General features: G+C 34.6%; 15 protein-coding genes and 1 other annotated feature. Of the genes, 14 read left to right on the plus strand and 1 reads right to left on the minus strand.

What is annotated here, in order from left to right; translation table 11 throughout:
• Positions 1 to 96 precede the first annotated feature (96 nt).
• From D2K40_RS03485 to D2K40_RS03550, 14 genes are all read left to right on the plus strand, one after another.
• Complete coding sequence (locus D2K40_RS03485; RefSeq protein ID WP_117153033.1) at positions 97 to 2,412, plus strand: ABC transporter permease; 2,316 nt, start codon at positions 97 to 99, stop codon at positions 2,410 to 2,412.
• A gap of 3 nt (positions 2,413 to 2,415) precedes the next feature.
• Positions 2,416 to 3,174 carry an ABC transporter ATP-binding protein gene (locus D2K40_RS03490; RefSeq protein ID WP_117153035.1) on the plus strand — a complete coding sequence of 253 codons (759 nt, stop codon included), beginning with the start codon at positions 2,416 to 2,418 and terminating at the stop codon, positions 3,172 to 3,174.
• A 432-nt stretch (positions 3,175 to 3,606) separates the two neighbouring features.
• Positions 3,607 to 4,527, plus strand: a complete 921-nt coding sequence (gene spoIIGA, locus D2K40_RS03495; RefSeq protein WP_117153037.1) for a sigma-E processing peptidase SpoIIGA — start codon at positions 3,607 to 3,609, stop codon at positions 4,525 to 4,527.
• 20 nt (positions 4,528 to 4,547) lie between these two features.
• Positions 4,548 to 5,267, plus strand: coding sequence for an RNA polymerase sporulation sigma factor SigE (gene sigE, locus D2K40_RS03500; RefSeq protein ID WP_117153039.1), 720 nt, complete (start codon positions 4,548 to 4,550; stop codon positions 5,265 to 5,267).
• A 120-nt stretch (positions 5,268 to 5,387) separates the two neighbouring features.
• Positions 5,388 to 6,167 carry an RNA polymerase sporulation sigma factor SigG gene (gene sigG, locus D2K40_RS03505; RefSeq protein WP_117153041.1) on the plus strand — a complete coding sequence of 260 codons (780 nt, stop codon included), beginning with the start codon at positions 5,388 to 5,390 and terminating at the stop codon, positions 6,165 to 6,167.
• Between the two features lie 127 nt (positions 6,168 to 6,294).
• On the plus strand, positions 6,295 to 6,546 hold the full coding sequence (locus D2K40_RS03510) for a YlmC/YmxH family sporulation protein (RefSeq protein ID WP_117153043.1): 252 nt from the start codon (positions 6,295 to 6,297) through the stop codon (positions 6,544 to 6,546).
• Between the two features lie 45 nt (positions 6,547 to 6,591).
• A complete protein-coding gene (gene pgeF, locus D2K40_RS03515; RefSeq protein WP_229666583.1) occupies positions 6,592 to 7,398 on the plus strand; it encodes a peptidoglycan editing factor PgeF in 807 nt (268 codons plus the stop codon).
• 33 nt (positions 7,399 to 7,431) lie between these two features.
• The gene (locus D2K40_RS03520) at positions 7,432 to 8,118 is read left to right on the plus strand and encodes a YggS family pyridoxal phosphate-dependent enzyme (protein WP_117153045.1); all 687 of its coding nucleotides are present in this window, start codon (positions 7,432 to 7,434) and stop codon (positions 8,116 to 8,118) included.
• 5 nt (positions 8,119 to 8,123) lie between these two features.
• The gene (locus D2K40_RS03525) at positions 8,124 to 8,558 is read left to right on the plus strand and encodes a cell division protein SepF (protein WP_117153047.1); all 435 of its coding nucleotides are present in this window, start codon (positions 8,124 to 8,126) and stop codon (positions 8,556 to 8,558) included.
• Between the two features lie 6 nt (positions 8,559 to 8,564).
• Positions 8,565 to 8,825, plus strand: a complete 261-nt coding sequence (locus D2K40_RS03530) for a YggT family protein (protein ID WP_117153049.1) — start codon at positions 8,565 to 8,567, stop codon at positions 8,823 to 8,825.
• Between the two features lie 52 nt (positions 8,826 to 8,877).
• The gene (locus tag D2K40_RS03535) at positions 8,878 to 9,651 is read left to right on the plus strand and encodes a YlmH family RNA-binding protein (protein WP_117153051.1); all 774 of its coding nucleotides are present in this window, start codon (positions 8,878 to 8,880) and stop codon (positions 9,649 to 9,651) included.
• 80 nt (positions 9,652 to 9,731) lie between these two features.
• Positions 9,732 to 10,247, plus strand: coding sequence for a DivIVA domain-containing protein (locus tag D2K40_RS03540; protein WP_117153053.1), 516 nt, complete (start codon positions 9,732 to 9,734; stop codon positions 10,245 to 10,247).
• A 123-nt stretch (positions 10,248 to 10,370) separates the two neighbouring features.
• Positions 10,371 to 10,596: a binding site (T-box leader), on the plus strand.
• Positions 10,597 to 10,682: 86 nt separating this feature from the next.
• Positions 10,683 to 13,430 (plus strand): isoleucine--tRNA ligase, encoded by a 2,748-nt coding sequence (gene ileS / locus D2K40_RS03545; RefSeq protein WP_117153055.1) that lies wholly within the window; start codon positions 10,683 to 10,685, stop codon positions 13,428 to 13,430.
• A gap of 98 nt (positions 13,431 to 13,528) precedes the next feature.
• Complete coding sequence (locus D2K40_RS03550; protein WP_117153057.1) at positions 13,529 to 14,032, plus strand: GNAT family N-acetyltransferase; 504 nt, start codon at positions 13,529 to 13,531, stop codon at positions 14,030 to 14,032.
• A gap of 67 nt (positions 14,033 to 14,099) precedes the next feature.
• On the opposite strand, the gene D2K40_RS03555 is transcribed toward D2K40_RS03550, so the two are convergent.
• A complete protein-coding gene (locus D2K40_RS03555; RefSeq protein WP_162879124.1) occupies positions 14,100 to 15,344 on the minus strand; it encodes an MDR family MFS transporter in 1,245 nt (414 codons plus the stop codon).
• Positions 15,345 to 15,708 lie beyond the last annotated feature (364 nt).

The following is a 15,708-nucleotide window of genomic DNA, read 5'->3' on the forward strand; positions in this document are numbered from 1 at the left end:
AAGGAGTAATTTTGATTTTTAAAGTAAACCGGAACAAATATTACATGGTTACCTACAGCTGATAAGAATTTTAAAAAGAAAATAAAGGAGAACAAAATGTATTTTCGAATGATACGCAATGACTTTTTGAGAAACAAGTTAATTAGCATTACGACAATGTTATTCATTGCCGCAGCAACGGCACTAGTAAGCTTAGTAGCTATTTTAACAGTCAATCTTTCTGGTTCCATCGACACGTTAATGAAGCAAGCTCAGGTGCCAGATTTCTTGCAAATGCATGCGGGGGATATTGATAAGGAACGACTAAAAAGTTTTGCAGTAGAAAATGAAAATGTGAAAGCCTATCAGGTTCTAGATTTCTTAAACATTCCTGGTTCAAAAATTCAATTAGGTGAAAATAGTTTAATTGATAATATTCAGGACAATGGTTTTTCTACTCAGAGTCCGCATTTTGATTATCTTTTAGACTTGGATGGTCAACCGATCCAAGCAGCCGAAGGAGAGTTGTACGTTCCTATTGGGTACATGAAAGATAGAACAGCTCAAATCGGTGATGAAGCAATTGTTGCCGGTAGAAAATTTGAAGTTGCTGGTTTTCTCAGAGACGGTCAAATGAATTCACCGTTAGCTTCGTCAAAACGCTTCTTAATAAATGAACAAGATTATAAGGAACTGGAATCTGAAGGCACGCTTGAATATTTGATAGAATTTCAGTTAAAAGATGTTTCCAAAATGAATGAATTTGAAACGGCATATGCAGATGCAGAGCTGGAGAACAATGGGCCAACGTTAACCAGCACTTTATTCAAGGTGATTAACGGGTTATCAGATGGCATTATGATTGCGCTTATTCTGTTGGTAGGTGTTTTAATTGTAATTATAGCCTTTATGTGCATTCGTTTTACCCTATTAACAAAAATGGAAGAGGATTATCGAGAGATTGGGACAATGAAAGCAATTGGTTTGCGGCTAGCAGATATAAAAAAAATTTATATAGCCAAATATGGTTTAATTGCTTTGGTAGGAAGTTTACTTGGGCTATTCATATCCTTTACTTTTAGCGAACCTTTATTGGAAAATATTCGACTTTATATGGGTGAAAGTCAGTATAGCAGTTTAAGTATTTTACTAGCCATCTTTGGGAGTATTGTTGTGTTTGTATTAGTTATTGGTTACATTCATTTACTATTAAGGCGCTTTAAAAAAATCTCTGCTGCTTCAGCAATCCGTACTGGTAGCCCTAAGGAAAAAACAGTTCGTAAGAATTATATTTTTCTCAGTAAGAATTCATTGTTTACTACCAATGCGTTTTTAGGAATTAAAGATGTATTGTCCCGAAAGAAGCTTTTCTTAACCATGCTAATTATCATGGTGGCTTCGTCTTTTATGATGATTGTTCCTTGGAACACTTATCACACCGTGTCTTCGCCTTCCTTTACGAAATATTTGGGTTTTGGAGAAATGGATTTAATGGTTAGTATCTATCAATCTCTTGAACCTAATGAAAAAGAAAAGGAAGTAGCAGATTATTTAAGTAAGAATGATTCTATAGATCAGTACGTAAAAATAACTTCAAAATCTTTTAAAGTAAAAAAAGAGGATGGCTCAGAAGAAAAAATTGTTATTGAGCTTGGAGATCATTCTGCTTTTCCAATAGAATACAACTCAGGAAATGCCCCAGAAAAGAGGAACGAAATTGCTTTATCTTCCATGAATGCGTCAGAATTTAGAAAACAAGTAGGTGATACAATTGAAATTATCACTGATAGTGGAATGAAGAGATTTGTTGTATCTGGGATTTACTCCAATATTTTTAATGGTGGAAAGACAGCAAAAGCAAATTTCATAGATAACACAGCTCCAACAATGTGGTTAAGCCATTATATCGAACTTAAAAATCCAGATCAGATAGCACTTGAAACCGAAGAAATTTCTCAGGCTTTGCCTTTTGCTAAAGTTACCGATGCTAATAATCATAAGAAGCAAGTATTCGGTACAACAATTGCTTCTATTAAAATAGCAGCAATTATTGCTTTAGTAGTGGCTTTATTTATTACAGGGTTAGTTAGCTTATTGTTTATGAGATTGTTAGTGGCAAAAGATCGTTCCACAATTGCTATGTTAAAAGCTATAGGATTTAACAATCAAGATCTGTCCAGACAATACGCAACTCGCGGCATTTTCATTTTAATCATTGGAGTTGCCGGTGGAAACATTTTAGCAAGTACATTGGGAGAATCTCTCGCAGGGTTAGCAATATCTTCGTTTGGTGTGGAGAAGTTAACTTTTGTAAGTCATCCACTAATCTACTTAGGTTGTCCGTTATTAATGTTACTTGTCACTTTACTGGCAACAAAACTTGGAACAAAACAAGCTGGGAGAATTGCTATAGCAGAAAATTTAAAGGAGTAAAATATGAAAAGAATAATTGATGGTCAGCAAATTAATAAATGTTTTGGTGATGAACAGGAAAAGGTTAAGGTCTTAAAAGATGTATCAGTTACTATTTATGATGGCGAGTTTGTCTCAGTAATGGGTCCGTCAGGATCAGGGAAATCAACTTTGCTCTATACCTTAAGCGGAATGGATACGATCGATAATGGAGATGTTAAATTCATTGATCAAAGTCTTACAGAATGCAGAGAAACAGAACTCTCAGATATTCGCCGCCAAGAAATGGGCTTTGTTTTCCAACATCCTATCTTTCTGAAAAATTTAACGATTTTAGATAATATTGTTCTTCCTGCTATGCGGGACAATAGAAAAAAGGTCAAAGAATTATCTAGTAAAGCACAGCAACTCATGGAAAAAACAGGTATTGGTGATTTAGCGTATCGAATGACTAGCCAAGCGTCCGGTGGACAATTACAAAGAGCAGGGATTTGTCGAGCTTTGATTAACGAACCAAAAATTATCTTCGGTGATGAGCCAACAGGCGCTTTAAATTCAATTGCTGCACAGGAAATTCTTGATAATTTTCTTCAGATTAATAAAGAAGGGACAACGATAATGCTCGTGACTCACGATGCAAAGGTTGCTGCTCAAAGTGAACGGGTATTATTTATGAAAGACGGACAAATCGTTGATGAATTGCTATTAGGTAAGTTATCAAAAACAAAAGTTGAACAACGAGTTGAAAGTGTGACGGAGAAAATGTTAAAAGTTGAAATATAGTCTTGATACTTATAATAAACTTAGCAAAACAAAAAACTGGTTTTCAATAAGCGAGTAATGAAAAGGAGCATACATTGTTTAAGTAGATCAAAATATTATAAGTAAAATAAGTTCGATAGACATAGAGTCATCGGGCTTATTTTTTTATTTTTGTCAAATCAAGTTCGTCCATTTGAAGTAATTCCGAAAGGATGAACAAAAATGAGGTCAATATCCAAAAAGAAACATAAAAGACATACACCTGATAGTTATTGAAAAAAGTTATTGACATCGAAGAATTTATCATTTGTTTTTCGTTTTGTTAAATCTGACAAAGTACAATTTAATCTCTAAAAATTAGCGGTATTTCCCTTACAACATTTGACAGACTTTTGTCAGAAGCTACGATATACTAGCAACAAATCAAAAAGATGTGTAGAGAGGGAGTCATACGTGACAATCTATTTGGATGCTGTTATGCTATTAAATTTTTTACTTGATTGGATGATTTTACTGTTAACACAGCAGATGACTAAAATACCAACACGTAGATTATCTCTACTATTTGCGGCTTTGGTAGCTGCTATGTTAGTTCCACTAACAGTTTTTTATCCTGACTCCTTTCTGTTACATCCTTTAGGAAAAGTAATCTATTCCATCATTATTATTTTTGTTGGATTTGGATTTGGAAACTTTCGTCGCTTTTCACGTCTTTTTATTACATTCTACTTTGTATCTATTATTTTAGGGGGTGGCCTAACAGCAATACATTTCTTTATAAATAGTCCTGTTTATCTATCAGAACATGGCATTTTAACATGGGAAGGTGGATACGGTGATCCAATTAGTTGGCTATTTGTAGTAATTGGATTTCCATTTGTTTGGGTATTTACGAAAAGAACTATGGACAAGCACGCAATAACGAAATTTCGTCAAGATCAACATATGAATGTAATTATTGCACTAAACGATAGGGTCATTACTACAATTGGATATGTTGACAGTGGTAATCAGTTAGTAGATCCTATTAGTAAAAAACCTGTTATTATCTGTGATCATAAAATTATGCGTGAAATCTATACAATAGAACAGTTGGAGCAGATTAAAAAGGCACAGGATACATGTGATTTTAATGAAATTTCCAATGAATTAATGACACAGGTTCAATTTGTTCCTTATCAAGGTGTATCTGGGGATCATAGCTTCTTAATTGTCGTAAAACCACAATATTTAACAATTAGTTATTTAAATCAGACGATAAAAACATCAAAAGTTTTGATTGGCATACAATTTGGTAATCTTTCACCAGATGAGAGTTATCACTGTTTATTACAGCCTGCATTATTAAACCATGTTGTTACAAATTCAGCATGAATAAGAAGGGGGAAAAACATATGGCAAAATGGTTATTTAAACTCAAATTAACGTGGTACAAAATACGATTGAAATTTGGTTATAAACCAGAAGAAATTTATTACATAGGTGGAAGTGAGGCATTACCACCTCCATTAACAAAAGATGAAGAACAATTATTACTACAAAAATTACCTGTAGGAGATCCAGCTGCGAAGTCAATGTTGATTGAGCGAAACCTTCGTCTTGTTGTCTATATTGCCAGAAAGTTTGAGAATACTGGAATCAATATTGAAGACCTTATTAGTATTGGTACAATTGGATTAATAAAAGCTATTAATACTTTTAAAATAGACAAGAATATAAAGTTAGCAACATACGCATCAAGATGTATAGAGAATGAAATTTTAATGTACTTACGTAAAAATAATAAGCTAAAATCAGAAATATCTTTTGATGAACCATTAAATATAGATTGGGATGGTAATGAATTATTATTATCTGATATTCTAGGAACGGATGAAGATATTACGATAAAAGATCTAGAGGAAAAAGTTGATAAAAAGTTACTGTTAAGTGCATTAGAGCAACTGAATGAGAGAGAAAAACAGATCATGGAGTTACGGTTTGGATTGGTTGGAAATGAAGAAAAAACACAAAAAGATGTTGCTGATATGTTGGGTATATCTCAATCCTATATCTCGCGTTTAGAAAAAAAAATTATTAGACGTCTGCAAAAAGAATTTAATAAGATGGTATAGCAGGCAGGCTCTGGTTTTTGATTGAATTTGACACATAAGCGGGATATTTTTCCTGCATAAAAGACTCTTTCAGTGGTGATACTGTTCCATGAACAGCATCTCCAAATGGGAGGGTCGATAATGGCTAGACATAAAGTAGAAATTTGTGGTGTAGATACGTCTAAATTGCCAGTACTTAAAAATGAAGAAATGCGAAAGTTATTTAAGCAAATGCAAGAAGGTGATTTATCTGCAAGAGAAACATTGGTTAACGGAAATTTGCGTTTGGTTTTAAGTATTATTCAACGATTTCAAAATCGAGGGGAATATGGTGATGATTTATTTCAAGTTGGCTGTATTGGACTAATGAAATCAATTGATAATTTTGATTTAGGGCAAAACGTGAAATTTTCTACCTATGCAGTTCCGATGATTATTGGTGAGATTCGCCGTTATTTACGTGATAATAACCCAATTCGTGTCTCACGTTCTTTAAGAGATACGGCTTACAAAGCATTGCAAGTTCGAGAAAAACTAATGAGTAAAACATTAAAGGATCCAACACCAATGGAGATTGCCAAGGAAATGGATGTACCACATGCAGACATTGTTTTTGCAATGGATGCAATTCAAGATCCTGTATCTTTATTTGAACCGATATACAACGATGGTGGGGATCCGATTTTTGTAATGGATCAAATAAGTGATGACAAGGATAAAGAAGATAACTGGCTTGATCAATTATCCTTAAAAGAAGGTATGCATCGATTAAATGAGCGTGAGAAAATGATCCTAACAAAACGATTCTTTCAAGGAAAAACACAAATGGAAGTTGCTGAAGAAATCGGCATTTCGCAGGCACAAGTATCGCGTTTAGAAAAAGCAGCTATTCACGAAATGAACAAGGAGATGTTTGAATAGCCACAGATATGTTATAAAAAATACGTAAGCCTTACTATATTCGGTTATAGTGAGGCTTATTTTTTTACATAAATCCGTAAAGAAAGAGGTGTACGTGCATATAGTAGTAAAAAGGTAGGTGGATATCATGGTCACATTAACAACAATGCAATTAAAGGAAATTATTTTAATTGATACTGGGGAGAAAGTCGGTACTATTATTGATTTAGAAATAGACGTAGACCAAGGAATCATCACACATCTAATTATTGGTGCCAAAAATAAGGTGATTGGTCTATTTGGAAAACAAGAAGAAGTCATTATTCCTTGGTCACATATCGTAACGGTAGGAACAGATGTCATTTTAATTAAAAATATGTCTTATGATACAAGAATTTAGTCAAGATATATGATAAAATAGTGAAAAATGCAAGGAGGCATCTATTTGGAACCTTTTACACTATTAAATGATTCCATCATGCAACTTTCTTCTTCTATCACGAAAGATGCTACCCTTATTGCAGGTATGACAACGCGCTTTGGAGGGAGAAGTGTAGCACCATTTTCATCATTAAACATGGGGTTTCATGTCCCTGATGACCCCAGTATGGTTTTGGATAATCGACAAATAGTTGCAGATATGATTTCGCTTCCACTTAGTAATTGGGTAATGGGAGAACAAGTACATGAAACAAATATTCATGTTGTGACTAAAAACGATCAAAATCTTGGAAAAGGGACTTTGTCTCACCAAGATGCATTAAAAGGAATTGACGGATTGATTACAAATCAAGCAAATGTGTTATTAACAGCAATGTTTGCTGATTGTGTACCACTATACTATTGGGATCCTACCACTAACTGGATAGGTATTGCACATGCTGGTTGGCGAGGAACTGTCAATCAAATGGCTGCACATATGGTGAGTAAATTAACAGATCTTGGTGCTGACGTCACTTCTTTACGTGTCGCAATTGGACCATCTATCTCGGCTCAAAATTATCAAGTAGACGAGAAAGTTTATCAATTAATACCAAAAAAATGGCGAGATCAAGTAACAGAGCAAATTGATTCAACGCACTATTTTTTTGATCTAAAAAAACTACATAAAATAATTCTGGTAGATATAGGTGTGAACCCTGAGCATATTTTTGTAACGAATTATTGTACCTATCAAGATGACTATTTTTTTTCACATCGAAAAGAAAATGGGAAGACAGGGAGAATGTTAGGATTCATAGGATCAAAATAAACTAGAGGATCATGTTAGAAAGGGAAATGTAAATTGGATGTAGAAGCTAATGTAGAAATAATCCAACGAAATATAAATGAGGCATGTGACATTTCCAATCGTGACACAGAAGAAATTACAATTATAGGTGTGACGAAATATGTCACAATTGAACGTGCACAAGAAGCAGGACAAGCTGGTATAATAAATTTAGCAGAAAACAGAATGGAAGGTTTACTTGAAAAAAAAGAACAAATTGCTAATGATCAAGTAACTTGGCATTTTATTGGAACATTACAATCCAGAAAAGTAAAAAATGTTGTTGATTCTATCGATTATTTGCATTCTCTTGACCGTTTATCTTTAGCAAAAGAAATCGATAAACGTTCATCAAAGGTTTTACCGTGCTTTATTCAAGTAAATGTTAGTGGCGAAGATTCAAAACACGGATTAGCAAAAGATGAGGTAGTCGAATTCGTTAAAGCATTAAGGGATTATTCTAATATTCAAGTAGTTGGCTTAATGACAATGGCTCCTTTTATTGATGATGAAAAGGAAATTCGTGCTGTTTTTCGTCAATTGAGAGAATTACGTGATACAATACAAGAGAAAAATTGGGAGCATGCACCTTGCAGGTATTTATCAATGGGAATGAGTCATGACTACAAAATTGCAATTGAAGAAGGGGCAACCCACATCCGAATTGGTTCTAGCTTAGTTGGAACTTCTGAAACGAGGTGAACGTGATGAGTATTAAGAATAAATTTAAAACGTTATTTTCAATAGAAGATGAGTATGAGTATACGGAGATAGAAACAGAGGAAACAGAAGAGCCTACAACAAGAAGTGAAAAACGTAATTCTTCTCAAAATGTTGTTAGCTTAAAATCTGTCCAAGCCTCGTCTAAAGTGGTATTATCTGAACCACGATCTTATGACGAAACCCAAGAGATAGCTGATCATATTGTCAATCGTCGTTCTGTCGTTATAAACTTACAACGAGTTGACTTTCAACAAGCAAAGCGAATTGTTGATTTTTTAAGTGGAACAGTATATGCTGTTTCAGGTGAAATTCAAAAGCTTGGACCGCACACCTTTTTGTGCACACCAGATAATGTGAATGTATCAGGTAGTATTACAGAAACACTTGAAGATGAAGAAGAATTTGAGAAAAGGTGGTAAGATTAGATGGGTATGCTACAAGATTTAATATTGAATTTAGTTCAACTATATAGTTGGGCATTAATTGGTTACATTTTAATGTCGTGGTTTCCGGGTGCAAGAGAATCGACAATTGGCCAATTCTTAGCGAAAATTGTTGAACCTTACCTAGAACCATTTCGCAAAATCATTCCGCCATTAGGAATGCTTGATATTTCACCAATCGTAGCAATTATTACATTACAATTGGCTACGTCAGGATTAGTACAACTGTTTAATTTCTTTTAAAATGAATAGCTTTTTATCATAATTAGCTAAATTAAAATAGGTGGATATAGGTATGGAGATTTATCAGCACTTTCGGAAAGAGGAACAACCCTTTATTGATCAAGTTCTTTCTTGGAGAGATCAGGTCGAGAAACAATACCAACGTAGAGATAGTGATTTCCTTGATCCAAGAGAACAGAAAATTTATCGAAGTTTAATCGGTAATGATGAGCAATTTGTTCTTTCTTTTTTTGGTGGCACCTCTGAAACCGAAAGAAAACAAGCGATCTTAGCACCATATTATGAAACAATTGAAGAGATGGATTTCCCAATTACATTATTGGAAGCAACCTATCCAACAAAGTTTATGACAATAGAACATCGGGATGTACTTGGTGCTTTTTTATCACTCGGTCTAAAGCGGAAAAAGTTAGGTGATGTTTTTATAAATGACGGGCTCATTCAATTAATGGTTTCAGCAGATATTGAAAGCTTTGTTAAATTTAATTTAACAACGATCAAAAAGGCATCAATAGAATGGACAGAGAAACCGTTACATGATGCTTTAAAGTCCAATGATACCTGGCTATCTCATACGACTACAGTAAGTTCTTTACGTCTAGATGTGATGATGAAAGAATTATACGGGGTATCAAGACAAAACGCAGCACAAGCTATTCAAAAAGGGCTTGTTAAAGTGAATTTTCGTATTGTTGAAAATCCTTCCTTTGTTGTAGAGGAGGGAGACGTGTTCTCTTTTCGAAGTAAAGGCAGAAGTAGGTTAACGGAAGTAGCAGGCCAAACCAAAAAGGACAAATGGAGAATTAGTTTTGAAACATTAAAATAATTTTCTTTTTTAGCAGGAATTATTCTAATTTTGTCGAAATATACAGATAAGATAGTACACTTCATAAGGAGGTGGCCATAGTGCCATTGACACCATTGGATATTCATAATAAGGAGTTCACCCGTGGATTTAGAGGTTATGACGAGGATGAAGTAAACGAATTTTTAGATCAAGTGATCAAAGATTATGAATTAGTAATGAGAGACAAAAAAGAATTAAAGAATCAAGTAGAAGATATGAAAGAAAGATTAGGTCACTTTTCTAATATTGAAGAAACATTAAATAAGTCAATTTTAATTGCGCAAGAAACAGCAGAAGAAGTTAAAGGTAATGCGAATAAAGAATCGAAGCTAATTATTAAAGAAGCAGAAAAAAATGCTGATCGTATCATTAATGAAGCATTACAAAAATCAAGACGCATTGCGATTGAAGTGGAAGAACTTAAAAAACAAGCGAAAGTATTCCGTACACGTTTGAAAATGTTAGTGGAAGCACAACTTGAGTTAATCGAAAATGATGACTGGGATGGTTTGTTTCAAATTGACATGGATGAAGAATATGAAAGTGAAGAAGAAACAAAAACAAATAGTTATTAAGACTTGACGTTTTTGTATTTATTACATATAATTCATTCACAGATAGTACGTTTAAAATTTAATGTTTAACTTCATGAATTTTTGAACAACCTTATAAAGCTATTATATTTTAATGATCATAAACTAACAGCAATGCGAGGGAAAGTAAGATAGTAATGATTTGCTAAAAGCGAGCTAGGGTCGGTGGAAGCCTAGTACAATCTTCTATTTGAAAATCACCCTTAAGCTTCTTATTTGAAAACTTTAGTAAAATAAGACGTTTCCATCACGTTACGATGCTAAGCGGATAAAAACTGTCAAACCGTTTTTATCTAGTAAGGGTGGTACCGCGAGTCTTCTCGTCCCTTTGGGGATTTGAAGGCTTTTTTTGTTGGAAAATTTTAATTGTCGAGATTATGGAATTAAAAAAAATGAATAGAACAAGGAGGAAAAAAGATGGATTATAAAGATACATTATTGATGCCAAAAACAGAATTCCCGATGCGTGGTAATCTACCAAATAAAGAACCAAAAATGCAAGAGAAGTGGGATGAACAAAATATTTACCAACAAGTACAAGAAAGAACAGAAGGTAGACCTTTGTTTATTTTGCATGATGGCCCTCCATATGCAAATGGTGACCTGCACATGGGACACGCGCTAAATAAAGTATTGAAGGATTTTATTGTGAAATACAAGTCAATGTCTGGTTTCCATGCACCATACGTACCTGGTTGGGATACACATGGCTTACCAATCGAGCAAGCACTAGCTAAAAAGAAAGTGAATCGTAAGAAAATGACAATTGCTGAGTTTCGTCAAAAGTGTGCGGAATATGCATTGAAACAAGTTGATAATCAGCGAACTCAATTTAAACAATTAGGTGTACGTGGCGATTGGGATAACCCTTATATTACACTTGAGAAAGAATATGAGGCTGCACAGATTGAAGTATTTGGTGAGATGGCGAAAAAAGGCTATATTTACAAAGGGTTAAAACCTGTTTATTGGTCACCATCTTCTGAATCAGCATTGGCTGAAGCGGAAATTGAATACCAAGATAAACGCTCTGCTTCTATTTATGTTGCTTTTGATGTCAAAGAACCTGGAGAACTTCTGCAAGGTGATGAGAAATTCATTATTTGGACGACAACACCTTGGACTATTCCAGCTAACTTGGCACTTGCGCTACACCCTGATTTAACGTATGCCGTAGTTAAAGTAGATAATACAAAGTATATTGTTGCAGAAGAAATGGTTGAGCGGGTTGGAGAAACGCTAGAATGGGAAAACAAAGAAGTAGTTCAAACATTTAAAGGTCAACAAGCTGAACACCTAGTAGCGAAGCATCCATTCTATGATCGTGACTCACTTGTAATTTTAGGTGATCACGTAACAACAGAAAGTGGTACAGGACTTGTCCATACTGCACCAGGTCATGGTGAAGATGACTTTATTATTGGTAAAACTAATGGCTTAGATGTACTTTGCCCAGTTGATGAAAAAGGTGTATTCACTGATGAAGCACCAGGTTTTGAAGGATTATTCTATGATGCTGCTAATAAAGACATTACAGAGAAATTAGAAGAAGTAGGCGCGTTATTAAAACTTGACTTTATTACGCACTCTTATCCACATGATTGGCGTACGAAGAAACCAACTATCTTCCGTGCGACAAATCAATGGTTTGCTTCAATTAAAGATTTCCGTGAAGATATCTTAGCAGAAGTTAATCGAATTAATTGGGTGCCAAAATGGGGGGAGACCCGTCTATACAACATGGTTAGAGACCGTGAAGATTGGTGTATTTCGCGTCAACGTACGTGGGGTGTTCCGATTCCTGTATTTTATGGGGAAGACCGCACACCAATTATTACAGATGAAACGATTCAGCATGTTTCAGACTTATTCCGTGAACATGGTTCAAACATTTGGTTTGAATGGGACGCTAAGGACTTATTACCAGAAGGATTTACGTCAGAACACAGTCCAAACAATACGTATACGAAAGAATTAGACATTATGGATGTTTGGTTTGATTCAGGTTCCTCACACCAAGGTGTCTTGAAAGAACGCCCTGAATTACAACGTCCAGCAGATGTATATCTAGAAGGTTCGGACCAGTACCGAGGATGGTTTAACTCTTCCATTTCAACAGCAGTTGCTGTAACAGGAAAATCGCCATTTGAAACAATTATTAGTCATGGTTTTGCTTTAGATGGTCAAGGCAGAAAAATGAGTAAATCTGTTGGGAATGTTGTTGTTCCAGATAAAATTATGAAACAATATGGCGCTGATATTTTACGCTTGTGGGTTGCATCAGTCGATTATCAAGCGGATGTTCGTATTTCAGATGAAATCATTAAACAATCATCAGAAGGCTACCGTAAAATTCGGAATACATTCCGTTTCATGCTTGGAAACCTAGCTGATTTTGATCCAACAAAAGATACAGTGAAAGATGAGGACCTGCAAGAAGTGGATCAATATATGGAAGTTCGTTTGCAGCAGTTAATTGAAAAGGTAACAAAGGCATATGAAGCATATGATTTCTCAACTGTTTATCAAACAATCCATAATTTCTGTTCCATTGAGCTAAGTGCATTCTACTTAGACTTTGCAAAAGATATTTTATATATTGAAGCAAAAGAAAACCCAAGCCGTAGAAGCATTCAAACTGTTTATTATGACATTGTCACAAGTTTAGTTAAGTTGTTAGCACCAATCCTATCGCATACAGCGGAAGAAATCTGGGCGCACATTCCAAATACAACTGCGACAAGTGTTCAATTAACAGATATGCCAGTTGCTAGAGAAATTGCAAACAAAGAACAGTTGCAAACGAAATGGGATCAATTCATGGCTGTTCGTGATGAAGTTCTTAAAGCACTTGAAGAAGCACGAGCTGAAAAGGTAATCGGAAAATCACTAGAAGCAAAACTACAAATCGTTGCAAAAGATGCAGAAACAAAGACACTTCTTACTACTATTGAGGATATTCACCAATTATTTATTGTCTCAGAAGTAGAAGTGGTAGAAGAAACACCTACAGCAAAAGATTTTGAGCATGTTGCAGTAGTAGTTGAAAAGCATTCTGGAGAAAAATGTGAGCGTTGTTGGATTTCGTCTAACACTATTGGAGAAGATGAAGAACATCCAACACTATGTACACGATGCGCTACAGTTGTGAAAGAACATTATTAAGCCTATTTAAGTAAAAATAGTAAGGGGTGTAAATCAAATTGATTTATATCCCTTACTTTTTGTACTAGAAGCCCCTGTATAGAATTGGAGAGTTAAAAATGTCAAAACAATTAAATTTACGTGCTTTTGAAGAATTTGATATTGAAAAATTACATAGTTGGTTCAATGATACTGAGACCCTATCTATGATTGGTAGAACACCGATGACCTATGAAGAAACAAAACAACATGTATCTAAACTGAGAAATGAAAAAACAATTATAATGTGTATTGAAAATCAAGAGAAACAGATAGGATGGACTCATCTCTCGAACATATCTCATGAGCATGGAAGAGCAGAGATAGGTGTGTTATTAGCTCCAGAATATCGAGGGAAAGGCTATGGGGAAATTGCCATGGAAAGCATGATTGAACTGGGTTTTAATCAACTGCGTTTAAATAAGATATTCTTAACGACAAGAGGAATAAATGAAAGGGCTATAGCACTATACAAAAAAATAGGTTTTAAAGTCGAAGGTAACTTGCGTGAACATTGCTTTATAAACGGCAAGTATTACGACACTATTTTTATGGGGTTACTGTTTAACGAATGGAAGAAATGATATTTTACCTCTTAACTAAATAACTAGCAAAAACATCCAGAAAGGTCTGAATGTTTTTGCTGGTTCCCTAATTATCAAGTTGGGCATCTCTTCTACTTTTTAGATCAACCATTATGGTCTTCATAATCATGAAACCTACGAAGCCACAACCTAAAATAAGTAATGACATTACTTCACTAGAAAAAATGCCACCCAGTGTAACAAAAAATGAACTAATCATCATCGAACCATTAAACACTAATCCATAGACGGCCATATACGAACTCCGCTTATCATCTGTCGGGATGCTTGCTAAAAAGTCTGACTGAATTGGTACACGCATTAACTCACCAATTGTTGCAATAATCATAAAACCAAACAATAACCAAATATTATTGAAATAACTTATTCCTACATATCCCAACGTAAAGATTAAAATTGAGCTTAAAAGTGTTGGACCTTCCTTCCATTTCGTAACTAATTTAGTGACAAAAACAGTTAAAAACACAACAATTATCGTATTTTCTGATTTTAAAAATCCAACCATTTCCACACCTGAAAAAGGAAATCCTAATATGTTTTGTAGTTGCATTTCATTATTTAATCGAATTGCAATATAATTCTCCATTTGGTTTTCAATTGATTGAATTAATAACCCCGCAAACACAAATAACAAAAATAATTTATCTCCAGCCACATCTTTATAACTAGTAAACATGCTTTTTAAAACATTTTTTTCCTTTGGTTTAACCTTTTTCTCCATTGTTTCAGAGATGAAAAAGATCACTAATATACTAGATGCTGTACTAGTTATTGCCATTACAACAAGTAATTCGAATAAATAGTGGTTAAATGTTAATGCTCCAACAATGCCCCCAACAGCAAATGCAAGGTTAAAACTCCAATAGATAAGTGAATAAACACCTTTTCTTTCTGATGGTTTAGTAATATCAATAATCATGGCATCGGCCGCCGGTCCGTCTAGACCAAACGAAGCTGTAATAAGTATCGCCATTACAAAAGTTATTTCTGGTGATGTCATTAAAGGTGAGTTTGCAAGTGCCATTATAGCAAAAGCAACCATTCGAATAATTCCTGCAATCACCATTAATTTTTTTCGTCCCATTAAATCAGCATAATAGCCACCATATAATCCAACAATAAGACCAATAATAACATTTAAAATAAGTAAGATACCTGTAACTGTTGAACCGAAGTATTCAGCAAAATAAATTGCAATAAACGGGAATATAGCACCAGCTACCATATCTGATAGAAATATTTGTCCAATTCGTATTTTAATATTGCGGTGATAATTCCTAAACGTGCTCATCCATATTCCCCCTTGATGCATTGATATGTATTTTCAAAAACTGTTACCTAAATGAAAGTGTTTATGACTAATTTATATAAACTACATATTAAGGTCGAATTTACAAAGTAAGTAATTAGTAACGAAAGTCAGCGCTCCTCAAATGAAATTAGTTCCCTTTCCGCAGGCACGGCCTCAACTAATTTTTAGAAGAAGAGCACTTCTAAAAATGGATTTTCGGCCCGTAGGGCTGCGATTACTCGCCCCATCGAAAACATTTGCTGTTCCTGCAGGACAAGGAATGCTTCAATGAATTAACATCGCACGAAGGAAATCGATCTATATTTCCGAGGAGTGTCACCAATTTCATTTGATCCGCTAGATA

Origin of the sequence: Paraliobacillus quinghaiensis (genome assembly GCF_003426025.1) — a bacterium.
GTDB classification, from domain to species: domain Bacteria; phylum Bacillota; class Bacilli; order Bacillales; family Amphibacillaceae; genus Paraliobacillus_A; species Paraliobacillus_A quinghaiensis.